We start from the raw sequence: 20,753 nt of genomic DNA on the forward strand, positions 1-20,753 counted from the left end.
CTCCGGCGTCCCCCACGCCGGCCAAACCGTTGCCGCCAGACAACTGTGGCTCAGGATACCCCGGTGGGGCCCCGGCGGCGCGGCACGGGTCGGTTCCGGCCGGGACCCGGACACGGCGGCGCCCGGCCCGGATCCCGCGTTGCGAGCGAGGGTTCCGGGCCGGGCGCGGGGCGGAGGCGGAGTGCCGTGGCGGACCGCCGGCGGCGGTCAGTCCGGCCAGGTGCCGGTCAGCCGGTGCACCGTGACGGCACCGCCCCGCCCGACCGCCGCCTTGACCGTGGAGAAGACCGCTCCCTGGAGTGCGGCGGCGACCAGGATCTCGGTCCAGCCCCGGTCCTGGTCGGTGGCTTCGGGCGCCTCGTCCTGGCCGCCGACCACCTTCCACACCTGCCTGAAGACCGCGCCGGCCAGCAGACCACCGGTCAGTCCCAGCGCGAGTCCGACCGGCTTGTACATGATCTCGACGGTCTTCATCAGTGCCTCCCCCGGCGCCGGGCGACGAGCAGGACGACAAGGGCCGCCGTACCGACGGCGAGCAGGACGCCCGGCCTGTTCCGCGCGGCTTCCACGGCTCGGCCGGCGTTCTCACGGACCGGTTCGGGTGTGTGGTCCTGCACCTTCCCACCCAGTGTGTGGGCCGTGGTGCTCAGCCGGATCCGGGCCTGTCCGGCTGCCTCCTGGGCCCGGTTCCTGACCTCGGTGCCCTTCTCCTGCGCCCGGTTCCGTATCTCGGCCGTCTTCTCCTGGGCGCGGTCCTTCACCTCGGCCGTCTTCTCCTGGGCCCGGTCCTTCACCTCGGCCGTCTTCTCCTGGGCCCGGTTCTTGATGTCGGCCTTGCCCGCGAGCGCCTCGACCGTGCGGCCCAGTTCGTCACGTGTCTCCTCCACCTGCGCACGCAGTTCCGCCGGGGTGGGTACGGGCCTGTCGTCGTTGTCCGTCATCGCTGTCCACTCTCCTTGTTCTCGGCCATGCCGGTCCTCGCCCCTTCGGCGCCCGCCCGGGAGCGGGAGGGGAGGCCGGGGTCCTGCTGCTCCTGAGCGGCACGGATCCGCCCCCCGCCCGCCGGCGTGTGCGGGCATCCGCCGTCCCCGGTACGCCTGACGACCCGCATCCGTCGCAGGAGGTCGCGCGTCAGCCGCCGGTCGACGGTGGTGCGCCACACCAGGCCGGGGTGCCGGGCCCTCAGATGCGAGAGGGCCCTGGTGCCCAGGCCGCTGCGCCGGAACCTCTCCTCGAGGAACACGCCGGTGATGACGCCCTCCGCGCACGAGGAGCAGAGGCGGTAGTCCACCTGCCCGACCACCTTGCGGACATGCACCAGCAGCAGGCACTGCGCGTCACCGCCGTCGGGCGACGGCGACCGGACGAGCTCGACCTCGCGGTAGGCGAGCAGGCGCCGGTGCCACGCCCCTCTTCGGTGCCCGCCCAGCCGGTGACGGCCGTGCGGGTGTCCATCGGTGGCGCGGGCGTGCACGCCACCGGATGCGTGGGGGACCGTCCGTGCGTCGCTTCGCTGCATGCCCCCCGCCTGCCCCGCCAGAAGTGACCGATGCGTCCTTGTCGGCGGGACATAATGCGACACGGAACCACGACAGCGAGCCCACGAAGGAGTCCTTCCATGGCACTGACCCGTGAAGAACGTGAGCAGTTCCTCGCAGAGCCGCACGTCGCCGCACTGGCCGTGGAAGCGGGGCGTCAGGACCGGGCCCCGCTCACCGTGCCGATCTGGTACCAGTACGAACCGGGCGGGGAGGTCTGGATCATGACGGGGCGTCACTCCCGCAAGGGCCTGGCGATCGCCGAGGCGGGACGGTTCGGTCTGATGGTCGACCGGGTGACCCCCACGGTCCGCTACGTCTCGGTCGAGGGCCCGGTCGTCTCGACCCGCCCCGCCACCCGCGAACAGCTCGTGGAGATCTCGTCGCGCTATCTGCCGGCGGAGAAGGTCGATGCCTACGTCGACTTCGCGTGGAAGGAGCACGGCGAGCAGGTGGTCATCCGCCTGCGACCCGAGCACTGGCTCAGCTCCGACCTCGGACGGGTCTGACCGACGGGCCCCCGGGACCGGGCCGTCGGCCTATCGCCCTACGGGTGTACGCCCGGCCCCTCGGTGTACGACGCGAGGCGGGTGGGCGAGAGCTCGCTGTCCTCCTCGCCCGGTTCCAGCAGCGTGGCGGCGGGGCCCACGACGAGCGGGTCCGGCCTGCCGACCGCGCCGGCGTCCTTCGCGGCGTAGTCGACGCGGGCCAGGAGGCTGCGCATCGCTTCGAGGCGGGCCCGGCGCTTGTCGTTGCTCTTCACCACCGTCCACGGCGCGTGCTCGGTGTCGGTGGCGCGGAACATGTCGATCTTCGCCGTGGTGTAGTCGTCCCAGCGGTCCAGCGAGTCGACGTCCGTGGGCGAGAGCTTCCACTGCCGCACCGGATCGACCTGGCGGATCGCGAAGCGGGTGCGCTGTTCGGCGCGCGAGACGGAGAACCAGAACTTCACCAGGACGATGCCGTCGTCGACCAGCATCTCCTCGAAGAGGGGGCACTGCTTGAGGAAGATTTCGTACTCCCGGGGCGTGCAGAACCCCATGACGCGTTCCACACCGGCCCGGTTGTACCAGGAGCGGTCGAAGAAGACGAGCTCGCCCGGAGCCGGGAGGTGGGCCACGTAGCGCTGGAAGTACCACTGGCCGCGCTCGCGGTCCGTCGGCTTGTCGAGGGCGACGATGCGCGCGCCGCGCGGGTTGAGGCGTTCGGTGAAGCGCTGGATCGTGCCGCCCTTGCCCGCCGCGTCGCGCCCCTCGCACACCACGACGACGCGGGCCCCGGTGTCCTTGGTCCAGCGCTGGAGCTTGAGCATTTCGATCTGCAGGACGCGCTTGCCCCGCTCGTACTCCTTGCGCCGGACCTTGCGGTCGTACGGGTAGTTCTCCCGCCAGGTCTTGATCGCCCGGCCCGCCTCGTCGAGCAGGATCGGCTGCTCCGGCCTGCTCGTGTCGACGGTCAGGCCGTCCAGCAGCTGCTCACTCACGCGATCACGGTCCACGGGGCCACAGTGTCACCCGTTCGCTCCATGTGCCACCGCACCCCCGGTGGACGGCCGGGCTCAGGTGCCGTAAGGGGTCAGTACTCGCTGTCGATGCCGGTGACGACGGCCGGGCCCAGCGGGGCGTCCTCGGCCGTGAGGCCGTTCTCGCGCAACGCGGCCTCGGCCAGGCGCTTGGCCTGGGCCTCGGCGTCCGCCCGGCCGTGCGCCTCGATCTCCAGGCGGAGCGAGAACGTGTTGCCTTCCTGCACCGTCAGCAGCTCCAGCTCCTCCGCCTCGCCCAGTTCGGTGTTGTGCGGGTCCCTCGGGCGCAGCCTGCGCTCCACGCCGGAGAGCTGGTCCTCCGTGACGTCGTGCAGGAAGGTTCCGGGGACGGTGATGACGTAGGTGGTCACAGGGCCTCCAGGAGTGCCGGCCCGGGCGGAGCCGGGCTTCGAGCTTTTCATGGGAGTGCCCCCGATTCACCTCGTGAATCCTCGGCGGGAGACGCCCCTGGGAGCTCCGGACGGCTCGCCGTATCCGGCCGGAGAGGGGGTAGGCGCCTGGCGGGAGACGCTTCCCGGGTGCCGCGTTCTGCCGAGAGCCGCGCCTTGCTGTGAATCGCTTCCCGGGAACCTCTTCCCCGGGAGCCTGACGAGGGAGACGCTGTGACAGGACCACGGGATACGTCGATGCGGGCGGTGGGCTGGGCCCAGTCCTTCCCGGTGTCGCGCGGCGTACGGGCCGGTCGCCACTGGACTCGCGAGCACCTGGAGTCCCTGGACTGGACGAAGGACGCCCCCGAGACCGTGGACGCGATCCTGCTCAGCGTGTCGGAACTCATCACCAACGCCCACGTGCACGCGCACAGCGAGGCGCAGTTGGTCCTGACGTGGGACAGCCGCTGCCTGCACGTCAGCGTCCACGACGGCGATCCGGCCCCGCCCGCCCAGCAGGAAGCCGACGGCACGCGGACCGGCGGACGCGGTCTGGCCATCGTGGACGCGCTGGCCGACAGCTGGACCACCCATCCGCAGGAGTCCGGCAAGACCGTCATCGCCTGCTTCGTACCGCCCGGCGCTCCGCCGGTCGACCACGGGGAACCCGCCGGCTGACCGAGCGGCCGCGCTCAGCCGGCCGCCCCGGGACGGGCCCGCCGCCTGCGGTACACGGCGTACAGGAACGCCGCGGCGGCCGCGCCGCCCGCGCCCCAGGCCACCGGGTGCGGCAGAGCACGGTGGAAGGGGGCCGGTGCGGCCTCCAGCGGGATGACGCCGGTGTCGTTCCCGGGGGTGCGGTCGTAGGGGTTGTACGTGCGTATGGTGCCCCGTGCTCCGGGGACCTGGCGGTCGATGCGGAAGCGGAAGCCGACGACCGTGGTCCCGGCGTCCTGCCGCCCCTCGGTGAAGCGGGGGTCGGCCGCGTCGCAGACGAAGGCGCCGCCGGGACTCTTCGGCCGCTCGCACGCCCACTGCCCGTCCGTGTCCTCGAAGGTGTACGGGATGGCTGTGACCGTGGTCCCTTCCGGCGGGACCACTTCGAAGCGCCCCCGGTCCTCGTCGCCCGTCGGTCTGCCGGGCCCCAGGTCGCGCACGCCGAGCCGCACCTCCACCGTGTCGCCGACGCGGCCCCGCACGGTGCCGGTGACGGGCCTCTGGTCGGCCTGCACCGTGGTGCCGACCGCGACGGTGGAGGGGCCCTCGGAGAAGCCCCGGGCCGGTGTGCGGGTCAGGGTGAGGGGGGCGCCCGTGCCGCGCACGGCGTGGCCGTCGGGCCTGTGCGGCGCGGAGGACCAGTCGTAGACGAGAGTGCCCTTCAGTTCGCGCTCCGCCGCCGTGTAGGTGAGCGGCGTGCGGGTGCGGTACGCCGTGCCGGGCGCCGCCTCGGTCGGGAAGGCGCACCAGGCCGAGGTGGGCGCGGTGCCCGCGTAGAAGCAGTTGCTGTGACGGGGCGTCAGCGTGAGGCCGCCGTCCGCCGTGATCCGCACGGCGACCCCCTCCTCGGCCGTGAACCGGGTGCGGTTGGCGAACGCGGGGGTCAGCTCTGCCGGTCTGCCGGGCTCGAGTCCGTTCACCCGGGCCTCCTTTTCGGGCGACAGCAGGGTGGGGCCGCCGACGGCCATGCGGGTACTGCCGGTGACGGCTGCCGCGTTGTCGGCGCTCGCGGTGTAGGTGACCGTGCCGCTGTCGCCCGGCTCCACGCCGTCCACGCCGAGCAGGGCGAAGGGCACGTTGCTCTCGCCGTCGTTCCTCAGGGTGCCGTACGCACAGGTGAACACCCAGCCCTCCCCGGTGCAGTTGCCGTAGCCGCCCTTCGCCACCCGGGCCACGCCCCGGAGCCCCGAGGCGTCCACCACGACCTTGACGTTGCGGGCGGCTGCGGTGCCGCCGGGCACGACGGCGACGGGTATCGCGAATCCCTGGTCCGTACCCCGGTCTCCCTCGTCCGCGTGGTACATGACGTAGGTCTCCGGGGTCTCCAGACGCAGCCGGGCCTCGTCGGTGGGGGCGGACGCGGCGGGCGGGGCGGATACCGCGAGAAGGGCGGCGAGAACCGCTGCCGAGGCGGCCGGCCGGCCGACGGTCCGTGCACGAGAGGGCATGCGGGCACTATGCCACCCGCCGTACGGCCCCCGGGGGCCGTACGGCGGGATTCCGGCGGAGCGCGGAGCACGGCGGTCCCGCTCCGGCGAAGGCCGCGGTGGACCGGTGGCGCGTGTGCGCGTGCGGCAGGCCCGGTACGGGGTAGGCGGGGGCGCATGGGCAAGGTTCTGGTCGGCACGTGTTCCTGGACGGACAAGGCGCTCCTCGCCAGCGGTTGGTACCCGCCGGACCGCGGCGACCCGGAGGGAAGGCTGCGGTACTACGCGGACCGGTTCCCCGTGGTCGAGGTCGACGCCACCTACTACGCGCTTCCCAGCACCCGCAACAGCCTGCTGTGGACGGAGCGCACCCCGGAGGACTTCCGTTTCGACGTGAAGGCGTTCTCGCTGCTCACCGGCCACCCGACGGCGCCGAACGCCCTTCCCGCCGATCTCCGGGCACATCTGACGCGGCGTCACCAGCGGCCGGGGCGCGCCTATGCCGACCCCGGGCTGCTGGACGAGGTGTGGCTCCGCTTCGGCGGGGCGCTCGAACCGCTGCGCCGGGCGGGCCGGCTCGGCACCCTGTTGTTCCAGTTCCCGCCGTGGTTCGCTCCGGGCCCCCGGTCCCAGGCGTTCCTGGACCGGTGCCGGGAACGGACCGAGGGGTGGCCGGTCGCCGTCGAGTTCCGGCATCCGGACTGGTGGCGGCGGACCCGCCGGGCCGCGACCGCTGCGCTGCTGTCGGACCTGGGCATGGCCGCCGTGGCGGTGGACATGGTGCAGACGCTGCCCGCGTCCATACCCCCGGCCACACCGGTGACGTCACGCGACCTGGCGGTGGTGCGTTTCCACGGCCGCAACAGCGCGTGGGGCAGCGGGACCAAGGAGGAGCGCTTCCGCCACCTCTACTCCGAGGCGGAACTCGCGGAGTGGGTCCCGCGGCTGAGGAACATGGCCGACCGGACCGAGGAGCTGCACGTCCTGTTCAACAACTGCTGCGCCGATGCCGCGGTCCGCTCCGCCTCGGCGATGCGGCGGTTCCTGGAACCCAGTCAGGTGACCGGCCGGCGGGTCTGAGCCGGGCCGGCTCCGTTCGCCCGGGGGTGTGATCGCCGGAGCCGGCAGCGTGCCACCGCCCCGCGCGGCGCGAGGTGCGAGCGGGTCCTCACCGGTGTCCGGTGGGGACCCGCCCCTCCTTCCGGGCCGGGATCCGCGTCCGGGCCCGTGCCAGCAGGGCCGCGGGATCCGGCTCCGCCTGCAGGGACTTCAGCACCAGCAGCCACCAGTGGTCCAGCCGCGTCCCCCAGTCCTGCCCGCCCCGCACCTCGTCGGTCAGGGTGCACAGACCGAAGAACGCGCAGACGAGGGTGACGGCGGTGTCCGACGGCTCGATGTCCTCGGCGAGTTCACCTCTCGACCGCGCCTCCGCGAGGAGCCGGGTGGCGGCCAGCGCCCAGGCGTCGAACGGTGTGGGTACGGCGGCGTCGATGCTGCGGCGCTCCGCCCAGAGCCGCGCGCCGGCGCGGGCCACGACGTCCTCGCTGAGGGCCCGCGCGATGTCGAAGCTGAGCACCACCAGCTTCTCCAGCGGGGGGATCTCGGGGGCGGCATAGGGAGCGGCGAGCTGAGGCCAGCTGGCGAACTGCTCGCGGACCACGGCGAGCGCCAGTTTCTCCTTGCTGGAGTAGTGGAAATAGATCGCGCCGCTGGTCCGCCCCGAGTGGTCACTTATGTCGTTGACACTGGTTCCCACATATCCACGTTCGACGAAAAGATGTGCTGCGGATTCCAGTAGCACTTTACGGGTCGCACGCGCCCTGTCCTGCACCTGTGTTCCACCTTCGCTCTTTTGTTCTATCACCACGACGCGAACGGGCTGCACCCTCCCAGGTGAAGGGCGCGGTCGCGGTGCGCGAAGATTTTATTATTCTTCGACCGTGCGCGTGTGCGGGCGATATCGCGCAATCCGACGCGCCGAGTACCAGCCCTCTCCCACCGGCCGGCACGCCGCACGCGAGGCGCCCGTCGATTCCCACAAAACACCTGCTCAGCAGGGTGATCGATGGCCTCTCGGACCTCTCCGCCCCCACCTCGCCGCGCCGCGCGAGGGCCGGCCCCGGAACAGCGCGCAATTCCTATGCACCCGAATTGGTGATTGCGGCAGGCGACGTCGGCAAATTAACGTAATGATCACGATGTTTTCGGGCCCTGTCGGAAACGACGGACGCCGCGTCTGTCGCGGCACGCCCCCGGCGCATCGAGCCACGTCGGTGTGTGGCCGCATAAGGCCGTGCGACATCGCCACTTCCAGAGGCCGAGCGGATCACCCCACCGCCCGGCACCAGCCCGGACCCGCGAACCGAACGGGTCGGCGCCCCTTCCGAGAACGGCGGAGAAATGACAGCTCATCCCATCCTTTCCTGGTCCCCGTCCGCGATCGTCTTCGACTGCGACGGCACCCTGATGGACACGGAACGCCACTGGCAGGAAGCCCGGAACATCACCTTCCGCTCGTTCGGCCTCAAGCCCCCGGCCGGCTTCGGCGAGCGGGCCAAGGGGGTGCACTACGTCGAGTGCGGGGCCCTGATGGCCGAGGAGACCGGCAAACCCGACCTGGTCGACGACCTGACCGAGGCACTCCTGCGCCACTTCACCGCGCTGGTCGACGAGGACCCCGTCACCATGCCGGGAGCCTCCGCGCTGGTCCGGCTGGCCGCCCGGCACCGCCCGCTCGCGGTCGCGAGCAACTGCCCGCGCGAGATGGTGGAGTCCTGCCTGGACCGTGCCGGGCTGCTGGGCTGCTTCGGCCATGTGGTGGTCGCCGGCGAGGACGTACGGCCCAAGCCTCAGCCGGACGTCTACAGCGTCGCCGCCCGCCTCTGCGGTGTCCCGCCGGAGGAGGCGCTCGCCGTGGAGGACTCGCTCACGGGCATGGAATCGGCCCGCCGGGCCGGTCTCCGCGTGCTCGGTACGGGCCCGTGCCCGCCCGGACCCGACGGCGAGGCCGCCGACCTCTGGGTCTCCAGCCTCGCCGACCCCGAACTGGTGGCCTGGGCGCGCGACCACATCGGAGCGTAAGGGGGGTGGCCGCGGGGCCGGGCGGCCCCACGCGCTCCCGGTGTCATCCGCCGCCGGGCAGGTAGGGGGCGAGGGTGTGCACGGGACCGGCCGCCGAGGCGAACAGCAGGGCGACCCCGACCGCTCCGGGGTCGGGGATGCCGGTCACCCGTTCGCCGAGGTAGCTCGCCCGTCCCATGCGCGCCGACAGTCCCGCCGTGTCGTGCACCCCCTGCCAGGCGGCGTCAGCCGCCAGGGACAGTGCCCGGTCGGGGGGTGTCCCTCCGGACGCCCCCCGCAGCGCGGCCGCGGCCGGGGTCAGCGCGTCGACCAGCGTCTTGTCCCCGGGGGCAGCGTCACCCACCCGGCGGATCGCGGCGAGCCCCTGCTCGACGCCCTCCGCGAGTCCGTCCGACGTGAGGCCGTTCCCGGAGGCGGACCTGCTCAACGCCTGGAAGAGCAGACCGAAGAGCGGACCGCTGGTCCCACCGATCTCGTCGAGGAAGGCCGTGGCCATGCATCCCAGCGTCTCCGAGGGCCCGGCCTCCGCTCCCCCGGCGTCCAGGAGGTGTCCGGCGGCCCGGACCCCGGCGGTGAGGTTGGTCCCGAAGTCACCGTCACCCACCCGCTGGTCGAGCGCGGTGAGTTCCGCCTCGGTGGCGTACACCGAGTCGGCGAAGCGGTGCATCCAGTCGCGCGTCAGCGTTCCGTCGAAAGCGGGTGTCGTCATGGCGTCGTCCTCCTGCTCCTGTCACCGGCTGCCGGGGACCCGGCCGCTGCACCCGTCACCAGCGCAGCGCCGGGGTGTGTACCGGCGCGTCGTAGAAGTCCAGCACGGCGGGACCGGCCACCAGCAGCGTCAGGGAGAAGCCCCGCATGTCGAGTGCCGTGACGTAGTCGCCGACGAGATGGCGGGCCGGCCGGATCCCCCGCGCGTCGAGCACCTGCCCGAGTTCGCCGAAGATCCCGTACAGCTCCAGCGAGGTGACCGATCCCAGACCGTTGACGAGCGCCACGACCGGTTCGTCGGTGCCGGGACGCAGCTCGTCCAGCAGGGCCCCGGCCATGTCCTCCACCAGGGCGCGCACGCTCTCCTGGGGCCGGGTGCGGTCGGCGCGTTCTCCGTGGATGCCGACGCCGTACTCCAGTTCCCCGGCCGGCAGGTCGAAGGCCCTCTCGCCGGTGCTCGGAGCGTGATGCGCGGCGGAGGCGACCGCGAGGGTCCGGCACCGGCTCACCACCGCGGTGCCGAGTTCCGTCAGTTCCTCGATCCCCAGGCCCGCGTCCGCGGCGCCGCCGAGGATCTTCTCCACCAGCACCGTGCCTCCGGTGCCTCGGCGTCCTGCGGCGATCTCCTCGGAGTCGGAGGCCAGGTCGTCGTCGACGAGGACCCGTTTGCAGGTGATGCCGTGGTCGGCGAGGCGTTCGGCGGCGATGCCGAAGTTGATCCGGTCGCCCGTGTAGTTCTTGACGATGTGCAGGACGCCGTCCGACCGGGCCGCCGCCAGGGAGGCCCGGTAGATCTGCCGGTTGTGCGGGGAGGCGAAGACGCGCCCGGGGCACGCGGCGTCGAGCATCCCCGCGCCGACGTAACCGGCGTGCATCGGCTCGTGCCCCGACCCGCCGCCCGAGAGAAGACCCACGCGCCGTCCCGGTGCGGTGTGCCGGGCGGTGACGTATCCGTCCACGGGGTCGTACTCCACGAGATCCGCGTGTGCGCGGGCGAACCCGGACAGCGCATCGGGGACCAGACCGTCGGCGCTGTTCTCGAAGTACCTGGCCATACGCGGCGCCCCTTCCGTCCCCGGCCGGGCACGGCCGGATGAGACGACCTCCGGATGAGACCTCCATGGTGCGGGTGACCCAGGGCATGCGGCAACTCGCGGAGAGTGCCGGATGTCCCGCGATCCGCAAACGGCCTGTGCTCCGGGGCCCCGTACCGCCTCAAACGGGACGTTCCTCCCCGCCCGTCCCCCGGGCGCAGGAGACCGCCACCATCAGGGGCCAGAAGGACTGTTCGAAGGTGACGACGCGCTCGGCGGCGCCGGCCGTGCCGTGGAGGAAGAGGGCGAGCAGGAACCAGGCGCCGCCGAGCCACATCAACCCGGCGGCCACGAGGGACGGCCCGGGGCGCAGCCCCCAGGGCGCGGCCGCCCCGCCGGGCGCGAGCGGGGCGGAGCCGCGCCGTACGGCCAGTACCGGCCACAGGGCGAGGAGGCAGAAGCCGACGGCCACCACCGTCCCGTGGTCCAGCGACCCGCCGCTGCTGGGGGCCGGGAACAGCGCCAGCAGCATGGCCGTCACTCCTCCGCCGCCGAGCGCCAGCCGCCCGGCTCGCGCCGCGGGCCGCAGTCCGCACGCGGTGACCACGTGGCAGACCCCCAGGCCGAGCAGGGCCGAGGTCATCACCCAGTAACCGTGGGCACCGTCGGCGGCCAGGATGCTGATGGTGGCGGAGGCGGGGTCGTAGCCCGGCCCCTGGAGGACCGCCGAGATCGTCCAGCCCCCGACCAGGAGGACCGGGGCACAGGCCGACGAGAGCAGGACCCACCAGGGGACGGAACGCATCGGATCACGGTAGGACGCCGGGCCCCCCGGCGGGCGCCGCACACGCGGGGCGGGCGGCCTGTGGTTCCCCCCGGACCTCCCGTGGCGCGGCGCCAGGCGTCAGGGCGCCATCTCGTACGTCCCGGAGAGCGCCGCCACACGCTCCCAGACCCGCGCGGAGCGGTCCGCGTCCGTCACGGGACGCCGCACCGCGCCGATGGCCCAGTCCTGCTGCTCCTGGGTGGCGGACTCCTTGCCGTGGAGTTCGACGGCGTGTGCGGAGAAGTCGCGGACCAGGACGGAGAACAGCTCGTCGAGCACGTCCGTGTCCAGGTCCGTCGCGCGGGCCTGTTCCAGGATCAGCTGCGCGTGGACCACCAGGGCGAAGAGCTGGCCGACGGACAGCAGCAGGTCGAGGTCACGGCTCTGCTCCTCGCCGGGTGCGGCCGTGCGGACGAAGTCGCACAGCGCGTCGGCCTGCTCCCGGAAGCGGGCGACGTTGGGCACGTCGGCGTAGGCGTCGAAGGCGGGGCGCCAGTCGTGGAAGCGGATGGAGCCCAGCCCTCGCGCGGGTCCCTGCCGGAAGAGGAAGGCGTCGTCCGCCGCGTCCAGCCGGGCCGGGACGGGGTCGTAACCCGCCGGGGCGAGCAGGTGGTTGCGCAGGAACTTCAGGATGAGGGCCAGGTTGACGTGGACCGTGCCCTCCAGCTTGGGCAGGCTCCGGATCTCGACGGCCGCCTGGGCGAAGTAGGTGTCCTTCTCGAAGCCCTTGGCCGCGATGACGTCCCACATCAGGTCGATGACCTTCTCGCCCTCCGTGGTCACCTTCATCTTGGTCATCGGGTTGAACAGCAGGTAGCGGCGGTCGTCGGGGCCGGCCGAGCGGAAGTAGTCCACGGCGCGGTCGCTGAAGAGCTTCATCCCGACCAGCCGGACGTAGGCGTCGGCCAGTTCGCGGCGCACGTGCGGGAAGGCGGTCACCGGGCGGCCGTAGAGGACTCGGTTGTGCGCGTGGGTGACGGCCTCGTACATCGCGTGCTCGCAGATGCCGATCGAGGCGGTGCAGAGGTTGAACTTGCCGACGTTGACGGTGTTGAGGGCGGCGTCGAAGGCGGCGCGGCCGGTGTGCAGTACGTCGTCGGGGCCGACGGGATATCCGGCCAGCCGGAACTCGCTGACGTACTTGGAGGAGTCGACGACGTTCTTGACCAGGTGGTAGGCCGGGTGGCGGCTGTCGGCCGCGAAGAAGACGTAGCCGTCGGGGCCTTCGACGTCCGTGCGGCGGCCGAAGACGGAGACCAGTCCGGCGGCGTTGCCGTTGCCGATGTAGTACTTGGAGCCGGAGGCCAGGAAGCCTCCGTCGCCGTCCGGCTCCAGCAGCATGTCGGTGGAGTAGATGTCGGCCCCGTGCGCCCGCTCGGACAGGCCGAAGGCGAACACCTCACCGCGCGAGAGGAGTTCGGCGGCACGGGTGCGGGCCGCGGCGTTGTCGCTCTGCCAGACGGGCCCGAGACCGAGGATGGTCACCTGCCAGGCGTACCAGTAGTCGAGCCCGTAGAACCCGAATATCTCGTTGAGCGCCGCGATGCGGGCGGTGTCCCATCGCTGGTCCTCGTGTTCCGCGACGGCGGCCGGGGTGAGGAAGGTGGCGAACAGCCGTTCCTTCGCGGCGAAGTCGAGGAACTCCCCCAGCCAGGCGCGGGAGCGGTAGTCCTCGATCAGCCGGCGCTTGCCGCGGTCCTCGAACCAGTCGACGGTGGCGCGCAGCAGCCTGCGGGTCTCGGGGTCGAAGTGCGCCGGGTCGTAGGTGCGCGGGTTGAACAGCAGCGGGTCGGTCATGGCGGACCGTCCTTCCGGGTGTCGGGGGTGGCTGGAGGGTGGGGAGGGGCGGGGCGCCTCAGGTTCGCGGAGCGGCCGGGCCGATCCGGTGGAGGGTGGCGAGTACGTCGTCGAGCCAGGCGACCGTCATCCGCTCGTAGGCGATGCCGCCCCGCAGCACGACGTGCTGGAGCTCCTGCCCGGCGTCGAGCGGGGCGGGGGCGCCGGGACCGGTGAAGTCGCGCCGCTCACCGGTGAGGTAGTGCTCCAGCCGCTCGCTGTGCACCCGGTGGTGGCGCTCGACCTCGCGGATCAGCGCGGCGGGGTCGTCGAAGGCCGCGCCCCGGATCTTCACGGCGAGGTCGTGGCGGAGGCTCTCGGGTTCGATCGGCTCGTGCAGCCATGCGGCGAGGGCGTCGCGGCCGGGCCCGGCGACGGAGTACTCCTTCTTGTCCGGCCGGCCCTGCTGCGGGATGTCGCGTACGTCGAGGAGGCCGTCGGACTCCATGCGCTTGAGGACGCGGTAGATCTGCTGGTGGGTGGCCGTCCAGAAGTACCCGATGGACCGCTCGAACCGCCGGGCCAGCTCATAGCCGGAGCCGGGCTGTTCCAGCAGGGAGACGAGGATCGCGTGGTCGAGGGCCATGCCCCGATCGTTCTATGCAACTCGTTGCATATCAAGAGGCGGCGGGCCGGTGAGACACGGCTCACCCGCGCACCCCGGGGCGATCGCATGGGACACAGGTGGTTTGCGTGGCTCCGTTCCGGTCACACGACGGAATGTTCCTGACGTCGACCACAGCAAGGTGTGAGTGATCATGGCTGCCGATGAGAAGAGCCAGGCCAAGACCGAGCAGGCCAAGGGCAAGATCAAGGAAGTGGCCGGCCGGACCGTGGGCAACGAACGCCTCACCGCCGAGGGCCGCGCCGACCAGGTCAAGGGCGACGCCCGCCAGGCCAAGGAGAAGACGAAGGACGCCTTCAAGCACTGAACACTCCTGGTGCCGCGCCCCGTCCGGGCGCGACAAGGGTGGGGTCCGTGCCCGGGGACGCGCGGTCGTTTGCGCGCGCCCCCGGGTACGGACCCCACGGCATGAGCCCTGACGCCTCCGGGTGTCGGGGCTTCGCTGTGCGCCGGTGTACCCGTCAGGCCGCCGCGGTCAGCTCCGCGCGGCCGAACAGCAGCGCGTATCCGCGGGGCAGCGCGTCGAGGAGACGCCCGGTGACGGCCGCGCCCAGGTGGTCACCGAGCAGCGTGAGGACGGTCGCGGAGGCCCACCGGGCCTGCGGGCCGGTGCAGTCCAGCCGGGCGGCGACCGCGTCCACGAAGGCGGGCGCGGCCAGCGGCCGGGGGTGCGGTATGGCGCGGGTGAGCGGCGTCGCGGCCTCGGCGGGCAGGGCGGCGGCCAGCTCGCACCGCTCCTCGCCGGTCACCTGGGCGCCCAGTACGGGCAGGACGGCTCGCAGGACCTCCTCGGCCTCCTGGGAGGTGGCGTACCTGCCCGAGTAACGCACCTGCTCGACGAGTTGCTGCCAGTTCACGCTGATGGTCCTTTCCGGGTACGGAGGAATGGGTGCGGGTGGTCGGAGGGAAGGCGGCCCGGGACGCTCCGGACGGCCGAGGAGCACGTCGTGTCCCGGGGGAGCTGGACCAGCGGCCGACGCGCGAGGCCCTCCCCCGGCGCGTCGGCCACGACGCGAGCACGGCACCGGCCGCCCCACTGCACCGTCCACTCGGTGGCCCCCTCGATCCGAGCGGCGGTCGCCCGGTCGAACCGCTCGGGAACCAGGGGCACGACGGCGGGCAGCGGGTTCAGCCGGGATCCCCGGGGGCGGGACGGGCCGCGCCCGCCCGCCCCCGGACCGCGGCGGCGCCTGCTCAGCCGCCGATCTGCTTCCGTTCACGCGGGGACCGGATGCTGATCTTGCGGGGCTTGGCGCGCTCGGCGATCGGAATGCGCAGGGTCAGGACGCCCGCGTCGTAATCGGCCTCGATGCGCTCGGTGTCGAGCGTGTCGGCCAGCACGACCTGCCGGGAGAAGACACCCAGGGGCCGCTCGGAGAGCTCCATCTGCACGTCGTCGGCCTTGGCGGCCGGCCGCTTCTCGGCCCGGACCGTCAGCATGTTGCGTTCGACGTCGACGTCGATCGCGTCCTCCGGGACACCCGGCAGGTCGAAGGCGATCACATAGGTGTCGCCCTCGCGGTACGCGTCCATCGGCATCGCCGTCGGCCTGGACCAGGTACCGGCCGTGCCGGTGAGCTGCTGGGCGAGCCGGTCGAGTTCGCGGAACGGGTCGGTGCGCATCAACATCGCGGAACACCTCCAGTGGTAGTGCCAATGCGCTGTCACGTGCCTCTGTTGTAGCATGTCATCGGAACGACGACAAGTGACCACGTCATCCATCCAACGACATGACGGAGGAGCTGCCGTGACCGGCACCGCCACACCTGGGCCGCCCGACGGCCCCGCCTCCTTCGAGGCCGCCGTGGAGGCTCTTCGGCGGATCGACGGCGCGGTCCGTGACGCGATCGGCGAGAACGGGGCGGACGCGACGCCGCCTCACGCCGGGGCCGGACAGGCCCTGGCCGCCCTGCTGCTGCTGCGCGAGGTGCGCCACCGGCTCGCCGGCTGGGAGACCGGGCTGATCGAGACCGCCCGCGGAGCCGGCGCCAGCTGGGCGGATCTGGCGGAACCGCTGGGGGTCGCCAGCCGCCAGGCGGCCGAGCGCCGCTATCTGCGCCTGCGCCCCGGAGCCGACGGCACGACCGGCGAGGAGCGCGTCCAGGCGACCCGGGACCGGCGTGCGGCCGGACGCAGCGTGTCCGCCTGGGCCCGGGACAACGCGGCCCATCTGCGCAGCCTCGCCGGCCGGATCTCCGCGCTCCCCGACCTCTCCCCCGGCGCCCGGTCCGCGGTCGACGACCTGACCGACGCGCTCGCCGGTGACGACGCGGCCGGCCTCGTCGCACCCCTCACCGGCACCCGCCCTCACCTCGACCGCCATCCGGAGCTCGCCGCGGGCGTCGACGCTCTCGCCCGGCACACGGAGCAGCTCCGGCGGGACAGCACCGACCAGCGGCGCGAGAAGGCCTGACCGGGCCACGGGAGCCCGTACCGGCAAGTCACCGGCAGGCCCACGGCAGGCGCGTCGGTCCGCCGGAACACGCCGGGCGTACACCGGGCGCAAAGGGGTAGGCGTTCAAGGCCTGCTCACGCACCCTCGCGCCCCGCGCCGGCCTGTCCGGCGTCACGGCACGACGAACGGCGACCACCGGGCAGGGCACGGAACCGGACCGACCCGGAGGAGAACCCGCTGTGCTGACCCCTGGTCCCCAGGACCTTCGCGTGGCTCTGGCCCGCTACGCCGACGCACGTATCGAGGACGACCGGCGGCCCACCGCGGCCACGGCCCGGGCCGTGGAGGACGCCACCCGCACCCTGTGCGTCCTCACCGGGACGCTCGATGTCCCGCAGGCCATCGCCATCGCCGACTCCGTGCTCGCCCGGCACAGCACGGTCCTGCCGGGCCCCCGCCCCGCCAAGCCCCGGCGCGGGGACAACCTGCAGACCGCCTGAGGCGGAAGCGGCGGGGTCCGTGGTCCGGCATCCGGCCGGACCAGGCCCCGCGGCACCGAACCTTCTCTACTCTGGGGCGAGTTGATCACCATCACCTCGACCCTGGAGTTCGCGATGACCGCACCCGAGCAGGACGGCCTCACCCCGCGCATCGACACGAGCCGGCCACACCCCGCACGGATGTACGACTGGTTCCTCGGTGGCAAGGACAACTACCCGGTCGACGAGGCGATGGGCCGGCAGATGCTGGCCGTAGAGCCGGGCGTGCCCGTGATGGCCAGGGTGAACCGTGCCTTCATGCACCGCGCCACCCGCTGGCTGGCCGGCCAGGGGGTCGGGCAGTTCCTCGACATCGGCACCGGGATACCGACCGAGCCCAATCTCCACCAGGTCGCCCAGCGGACGGCCCCCGCCGCCCGGGTCGTCTACTGCGACCACGACCCGATCGTGCTGGCCCACGCCGAGGCGCTGCTGCGGGGCACCCCGGAGGGCGCCGTCGACTACGTCCAGGCCGACGCGCGGGACGTGGACGCCATCCTCGAACAGGCCGGGAAGACACTCGACTTCGGGCAGCCGGTCGCACTCTCGATGATCGCGCTGCTGCACTTCGTGAGCGACGAGGACGGCGCCTACGCCCTGGTGGACCGGCTGGTCTCCGTGCTGGCACCGGGCAGCTACGTGGTGATCTCCCACCTCACCGCCGACTTCCACCCGGAAGCGGCCCGCAAGGTCGACGAGATGTACCGGGCGAACACGCTCACGCTGGCCCCTCGCACCCGCGACCGGTTCGCCGCGTTCTTCGAGGGCCTGGACATCGTCGCGCCCGGCATCGTGGCCGCCGAGGCCTGGCACCCCGAGCTCGGTGAACCGGTTCCCGGCCAGGACGACGTCGTCAGCGCGGGCTATGTGGCGGTGGCGCGCAAGGGCTGACGCCGCTCGCCGCCGGGCCGTCGATGGCCGACAAGGCGCTGTTGACCGGGCCCACGGCCGCTGGTGATGCTCGGTGGGTCACGCTGAGCAACTGGAGGTCACACCATGACGACCACGGCCGAGCAGGCGCCCCTCCCCTACCCCTTCAACGAACCCGCGGGGCTGGGGCTGGCAGAGGCGTACCGGGAGGCGCTGGAGCAGCCGGGGCTGTTACGCGTCCGGCTGGCCTACGGTGAGCCGGCGTGGCTGGCCACCCGGTACGCCGATGCGCGCCTGGTGCTCGGCGACCGTCGCTTCAGCAGGGCGGAGGCGCTGCGGCACGACACACCGCGCCAGTCCGAAGGGCGCCAGGACAGCGGGATCCTGAGCATGGACCCCCCGGGCCACACCCGTCTGCGCACGCTCGTGGCGAAGGCGTTCACGGTGCACCAGGTGGAGAAACTCCGGCCGTGGGTCCGGGAGCTGTCGCAGGGCCTGCTGGACGAGCTGGAGGCCCTGGGGCAGCCCGCCGACCTGGTGGAGCACTACGCACTGCCGATCCCGGTCGCCGTCATCTGCCGCATGCTCGGCGTCCCGGAGGAGGACCGGCCGAAGTTCCGGGTGTGGAGCGACGCCGCGCTCTCCACCAGTTCCCTGACGGCCGAGGAGTTCCGGCGCAGCCGGGAGGAACTCCGTGCCTACATGGCCGGCCTGATCGAGGACCACCGGCTCCGGCCGCGGCCCGACCTGATGACCGGGCTGATCGAGGCCCGCGACACCGGGGACCGGCTCAGCGAGGCCGAACTGGTCGATCTGTGTGTCGGGATCCTCGTGGCGGGCCACGAGACGACCGCCACGCAGATACCGAACTTCGTGCACGCCCTGCTCGACCACCCGGACCAGATGGCGTTGCTGAGGGAGCGCCCCGAGCTGATCCGCGGCGCGGTCGAGGAGCTCCTGCGGTTCGTGCCGCTGGGCAGCGGCGCCGGCTTCGCCCGGTACGCCACCGAGGACGTGGAGGTCGGCGGGACCCTGGTCCGGGCCGGTGAACCGGTACTGGTCGCGATCGGCGCGGCCAACCGCGACGCGCTGAAGTTCGACGCGCCGGGCCGGCTGGACGTCACCCGGTCCGGGGTCCAGCACCTGGGCTTCGGGCACGGGGTGCACCACTGCCTCGGCGCGCCGCTCGCCAGGCTGGAGCTCCAGGAGGCGCTGGAGGCACTGCTGGTGCGCTTCCCGGGCCTGCGGCTGGCGGGTGACGTGGAGTGGAAGACCCAGATGCTCGTGCGTGGTCCGCGCGAGATGCCGGTGGGGTGGTGACGGCGGTGTCCTGGACGACCGAGGTGGACCGGGGCCTGTGCATGGGATCGGGCATGTGCGCGGGCATCGCACCCGAGCTGTACGGCCTGGACGACGAGGACCGGGCGAAGCCCCTGCGGTACCGGATCGCCCCGGACGAGCGCGCGCTGGACGCCGCGGACTCGTGCCCGGCGGCGGCGATCCTGGTGCGTGAGGGGGAAGAGCTGATCGGGCCGCGGCCCTGAGCGGCGGGGGCCCGGGTCGCGGCCGGGCCCCGGTCCGCCGGTCCGGACCCGTGGGAGCGGCGGCGCTTCGCGACGGGCGGGGACCGGCGTAGGGTCGCGGTCATGGTGCACGTCCTGAGCAGCCGCGTACTCCTTCGTCCCCGCGACCCCGAGGCGTCACGCGCCTTCTACAGGGAGACCCTCCGGCTGGAGGTGTACCGCGAGTTCGGCACCGGGCCCGAGCGGGGGACGGTCTACTTCCTCGGCGGTGGCTTCCTCGAGGTGTCGGGGCGGTCCGACGGGGCCGCGACGCCGACGCTCCAGCTGTGGATGCAGGTCGCCGACTGCGAGGCCGCCCACGCCGAGCTGTCGGGCCGCGGTGCGCGGGTGCTGCGTCCGCCGGTGAAGGAGCCGTGGGGCCTGGTCGAGATGTGGGTCGCCGATCCTGACGGCCACCGCATCGTGCTGACCGAGGTGCCCGCCGACCATCCCCTGCGCTACCGGCCCTGACGGTCTCGGAACGCGCGGCCCGGGGAGACGCATGGTGGATGTAGTGACCACATAACGAGACGCGCTTGCGGGGTCCCGGTCGCACGGCGTCTTATCGCGCCTGTGCTAAGCGAACAGAAAACCCCTGATCAACCGGGATCCGACGACAAGGCGGCGCGGCTCGCCGTCACCGTGTTCCCCGTCCTCGTCCTGCTCGCGGGCGCGGCCGGCCTCGTCACGCCCGGTACGTTCGCGGGCTGGACGGAGTCGGTGCCCTACCTGCTGGGCGTCGTCATGTTCTGCATGGGGCTGACGATGACCCCGCTCGACTTCAAGGGTGTCGCGAAGCGTCCGTGGGCCGTCGCGATCGGACTGGTCGCGCACTACGTGATCATGCCGGGTCTCGGCTGGATCATCGCCCACGCACTCGGGCTGCCGCCCCAGCTGGCCGCCGGTGTGATCCTGGTCGGCTGCGCCCCGAGCGGTACGGCATCGAACGTGGTGACCTTCCTGGCGCGGGGCGACGTCGCGCTGTCCGTCTCCGTCGCCACCGTCTCGACCGTGCTCGCGCCCCTGGTGACACCGCCGCTGACCCTGCTGCTCGCGGGCGCCTACCTGCCGGTGGACGCCGGTTCGATGATGACCGACATCCTCAAGACCGTGCTGCTGCCGGTGATCGGCGGTCTCGTGGTGCGGCTGGTCGCCGGCAAGGTCATCGACCGGGTGCTGGGCGTGATGCCGTGGCTGTCGTCACTGGCCGTGGCCGCGATCGTCTGCGCCGTCGTGTCGGGAAGCGCCGACACCATCAAGTCGGCCGCCTTCAGCGTGCTGGTGGCCGTCGTGCTGCACAACGGGCTCGGGCTCGCCCTCGGTTACGGTGCGGGCAAGATCACCGGTCTCGGGCGACCGGCGAGCCGCGCCATGGCCTTCGAGGTCGGCATGCAGAACTCCGGGCTCGCCGCCTCGCTGGCGACCGCGCATTTCAGCCCCCTGGCGGCCCTGCCCGCCGCCGTGTTCTCCGTGTGGCACAACATCTCGGGCGCACTGGTCGCGGCCTGGATGTCCCACAGCTCCCGGCGCCGGGAGCCGGCACCGGAGACCGGCCCCTCCCCGGCGGCCGTTGCCGAGGAGGCCTGACCCCGTGGCCTCGCCGCGGACATTTTTGGGTACACCTGACCCGTGTATCGCCGCGCCCGTGACGCGCGCCGGTGCCGCCCCGCCGATGGTGTCG

Annotated in this window: 26 protein-coding genes; 12 read left to right on the forward strand and 14 right to left on the reverse strand. The window is 72.6% G+C overall.

The annotated features are described in order from the left end of the window. Positions 1-207: 207 nt before the first annotated feature. Genes SACTE_RS02090 through SACTE_RS02100 form a run of 3 tightly spaced genes read right to left on the reverse strand, consistent with a single transcriptional unit; the run spans position 208 to position 1,519 of the window. Positions 208-474 (reverse strand): DUF4235 domain-containing protein, encoded by a 267-nt coding sequence (locus tag SACTE_RS02090; RefSeq protein WP_014044371.1) that lies wholly within the window; start codon positions 472-474, stop codon positions 208-210. Continuing rightward, entirely contained in the window at positions 474-941 is a 468-nt protein-coding gene (locus tag SACTE_RS02095) for a DUF3618 domain-containing protein (protein ID WP_014044372.1), read from the reverse strand. The genes SACTE_RS02090 and SACTE_RS02095 overlap by 1 nt, the downstream gene beginning before the upstream one ends. Beyond that, positions 938-1,519 (reverse strand): hypothetical protein, encoded by a 582-nt coding sequence (locus SACTE_RS02100; RefSeq protein ID WP_014044373.1) that lies wholly within the window; start codon positions 1,517-1,519, stop codon positions 938-940. The genes SACTE_RS02095 and SACTE_RS02100 overlap by 4 nt, the downstream gene beginning before the upstream one ends. Positions 1,520-1,618: 99 nt before the next feature. Here SACTE_RS02100 and SACTE_RS02105 point away from each other — a divergent pair, with 99 nt between their 5' ends. Beyond that, positions 1,619-2,047, forward strand: coding sequence for a pyridoxamine 5'-phosphate oxidase family protein (locus SACTE_RS02105; RefSeq protein ID WP_014044374.1), 429 nt, complete (start codon positions 1,619-1,621; stop codon positions 2,045-2,047). Between the two features lie 38 nt (positions 2,048-2,085). On the opposite strand, the gene ppk2 is transcribed toward SACTE_RS02105, so the two are convergent. Further along, positions 2,086-3,021, reverse strand: coding sequence for a polyphosphate kinase 2 (gene ppk2 / locus SACTE_RS02110; RefSeq protein ID WP_014044375.1), 936 nt, complete (start codon positions 3,019-3,021; stop codon positions 2,086-2,088). Positions 3,022-3,113: 92 nt separating this feature from the next. Continuing rightward, positions 3,114-3,431: a hypothetical protein gene (locus SACTE_RS02115; protein WP_014044376.1), complete on the reverse strand. Its 318-nt coding sequence runs from the start codon at positions 3,429-3,431 to the stop codon at positions 3,114-3,116. 276 nt (positions 3,432-3,707) lie between these two features. Between SACTE_RS02115 and SACTE_RS02120 the strand changes: the two genes are divergently transcribed. After that, positions 3,708-4,130 (forward strand): ATP-binding protein, encoded by a 423-nt coding sequence (locus tag SACTE_RS02120; RefSeq protein ID WP_014044377.1) that lies wholly within the window; start codon positions 3,708-3,710, stop codon positions 4,128-4,130. A 14-nt stretch (positions 4,131-4,144) separates the two neighbouring features. Here SACTE_RS02120 and SACTE_RS02125 read toward each other — a convergent pair whose 3' ends face one another. Then, positions 4,145-5,617, reverse strand: a complete 1,473-nt coding sequence (locus SACTE_RS02125) for a hypothetical protein (protein WP_014044378.1) — start codon at positions 5,615-5,617, stop codon at positions 4,145-4,147. Positions 5,618-5,773: 156 nt separating this feature from the next. On the opposite strand from SACTE_RS02125, the gene SACTE_RS02130 reads away from it, so the two are divergent. After that, on the forward strand, positions 5,774-6,676 hold the full coding sequence (locus SACTE_RS02130) for a DUF72 domain-containing protein (RefSeq protein ID WP_014044379.1): 903 nt from the start codon (positions 5,774-5,776) through the stop codon (positions 6,674-6,676). An 88-nt stretch (positions 6,677-6,764) separates the two neighbouring features. On the opposite strand, the gene SACTE_RS02135 is transcribed toward SACTE_RS02130, so the two are convergent. Beyond that, the gene (locus SACTE_RS02135) at positions 6,765-7,427 is read right to left on the reverse strand and encodes a ScbR family autoregulator-binding transcription factor (RefSeq protein WP_014044380.1); all 663 of its coding nucleotides are present in this window, start codon (positions 7,425-7,427) and stop codon (positions 6,765-6,767) included. A 569-nt stretch (positions 7,428-7,996) separates the two neighbouring features. Here SACTE_RS02135 and SACTE_RS02140 point away from each other — a divergent pair. Then, positions 7,997-8,677, forward strand: a complete 681-nt coding sequence (locus tag SACTE_RS02140) for an HAD family phosphatase (RefSeq protein WP_014044381.1) — start codon at positions 7,997-7,999, stop codon at positions 8,675-8,677. 43 nt (positions 8,678-8,720) lie between these two features. On the opposite strand, the gene dhaL is transcribed toward SACTE_RS02140, so the two are convergent. From dhaL to SACTE_RS02165, 5 genes are all read right to left on the reverse strand, one after another. Beyond that, on the reverse strand, positions 8,721-9,386 hold the full coding sequence (gene dhaL, locus SACTE_RS02145; protein ID WP_014044382.1) for a dihydroxyacetone kinase subunit DhaL: 666 nt from the start codon (positions 9,384-9,386) through the stop codon (positions 8,721-8,723). A gap of 55 nt (positions 9,387-9,441) precedes the next feature. After that, positions 9,442-10,440, reverse strand: coding sequence for a dihydroxyacetone kinase subunit DhaK (locus SACTE_RS02150; RefSeq protein ID WP_014044383.1), 999 nt, complete (start codon positions 10,438-10,440; stop codon positions 9,442-9,444). A 160-nt stretch (positions 10,441-10,600) separates the two neighbouring features. Further along, on the reverse strand, positions 10,601-11,224 hold the full coding sequence (locus SACTE_RS02155; protein WP_014044384.1) for a DUF998 domain-containing protein: 624 nt from the start codon (positions 11,222-11,224) through the stop codon (positions 10,601-10,603). A 99-nt stretch (positions 11,225-11,323) separates the two neighbouring features. After that, positions 11,324-13,042: an acyl-CoA dehydrogenase family protein gene (locus SACTE_RS02160; RefSeq protein ID WP_014044385.1), complete on the reverse strand. Its 1,719-nt coding sequence runs from the start codon at positions 13,040-13,042 to the stop codon at positions 11,324-11,326. Between the two features lie 58 nt (positions 13,043-13,100). Then, the gene (locus SACTE_RS02165; protein ID WP_014044386.1) at positions 13,101-13,667 is read right to left on the reverse strand and encodes a PadR family transcriptional regulator; all 567 of its coding nucleotides are present in this window, start codon (positions 13,665-13,667) and stop codon (positions 13,101-13,103) included. 172 nt (positions 13,668-13,839) lie between these two features. Between SACTE_RS02165 and SACTE_RS02170 the strand changes: the two genes are divergently transcribed. Then, positions 13,840-14,013, forward strand: coding sequence for a CsbD family protein (locus tag SACTE_RS02170; protein ID WP_014044387.1), 174 nt, complete (start codon positions 13,840-13,842; stop codon positions 14,011-14,013). A gap of 154 nt (positions 14,014-14,167) precedes the next feature. Here SACTE_RS02170 and SACTE_RS02175 read toward each other — a convergent pair whose 3' ends face one another. Both SACTE_RS02175 and SACTE_RS02180 read right to left on the reverse strand, forming a co-directional pair. Further along, the gene (locus SACTE_RS02175) at positions 14,168-14,563 is read right to left on the reverse strand and encodes a DUF2267 domain-containing protein (RefSeq protein WP_019992897.1); all 396 of its coding nucleotides are present in this window, start codon (positions 14,561-14,563) and stop codon (positions 14,168-14,170) included. A 337-nt stretch (positions 14,564-14,900) separates the two neighbouring features. After that, positions 14,901-15,335, reverse strand: a complete 435-nt coding sequence (locus tag SACTE_RS02180) for an Hsp20/alpha crystallin family protein (protein ID WP_014044389.1) — start codon at positions 15,333-15,335, stop codon at positions 14,901-14,903. Between the two features lie 118 nt (positions 15,336-15,453). Between SACTE_RS02180 and SACTE_RS02185 the strand changes: the two genes are divergently transcribed. From SACTE_RS02185 to SACTE_RS02215, 7 genes are all read left to right on the forward strand, one after another. Beyond that, entirely contained in the window at positions 15,454-16,119 is a 666-nt protein-coding gene (locus tag SACTE_RS02185; protein WP_014044390.1) for a hypothetical protein, read from the forward strand. A gap of 221 nt (positions 16,120-16,340) precedes the next feature. Continuing rightward, complete coding sequence (locus tag SACTE_RS02190) at positions 16,341-16,601, forward strand: DUF5133 domain-containing protein (protein WP_014044391.1); 261 nt, start codon at positions 16,341-16,343, stop codon at positions 16,599-16,601. 114 nt (positions 16,602-16,715) lie between these two features. After that, entirely contained in the window at positions 16,716-17,531 is an 816-nt protein-coding gene (locus SACTE_RS02195) for an SAM-dependent methyltransferase (protein WP_014044392.1), read from the forward strand. Positions 17,532-17,636: 105 nt separating this feature from the next. After that, positions 17,637-18,830, forward strand: a complete 1,194-nt coding sequence (locus SACTE_RS02200) for a cytochrome P450 (RefSeq protein ID WP_014044393.1) — start codon at positions 17,637-17,639, stop codon at positions 18,828-18,830. Next, a complete protein-coding gene (locus SACTE_RS02205; RefSeq protein ID WP_014044394.1) occupies positions 18,827-19,054 on the forward strand; it encodes a ferredoxin in 228 nt (75 codons plus the stop codon). Before SACTE_RS02200 ends, SACTE_RS02205 begins: the two co-directional genes overlap by 4 nt. Before the next feature lie 102 nt (positions 19,055-19,156). Further along, positions 19,157-19,543 (forward strand): glyoxalase superfamily protein, encoded by a 387-nt coding sequence (locus SACTE_RS02210; protein WP_014044395.1) that lies wholly within the window; start codon positions 19,157-19,159, stop codon positions 19,541-19,543. Positions 19,544-19,645: 102 nt separating this feature from the next. Further along, positions 19,646-20,659 (forward strand): bile acid:sodium symporter family protein, encoded by a 1,014-nt coding sequence (locus tag SACTE_RS02215; RefSeq protein ID WP_014044396.1) that lies wholly within the window; start codon positions 19,646-19,648, stop codon positions 20,657-20,659. Positions 20,660-20,753 lie beyond the last annotated feature (94 nt).

Origin of the sequence: Streptomyces sp. SirexAA-E, from assembly GCF_000177195.2 — a bacterium.
Lineage (GTDB): Bacteria > Actinomycetota > Actinomycetes > Streptomycetales > Streptomycetaceae > Streptomyces > Streptomyces flavovirens.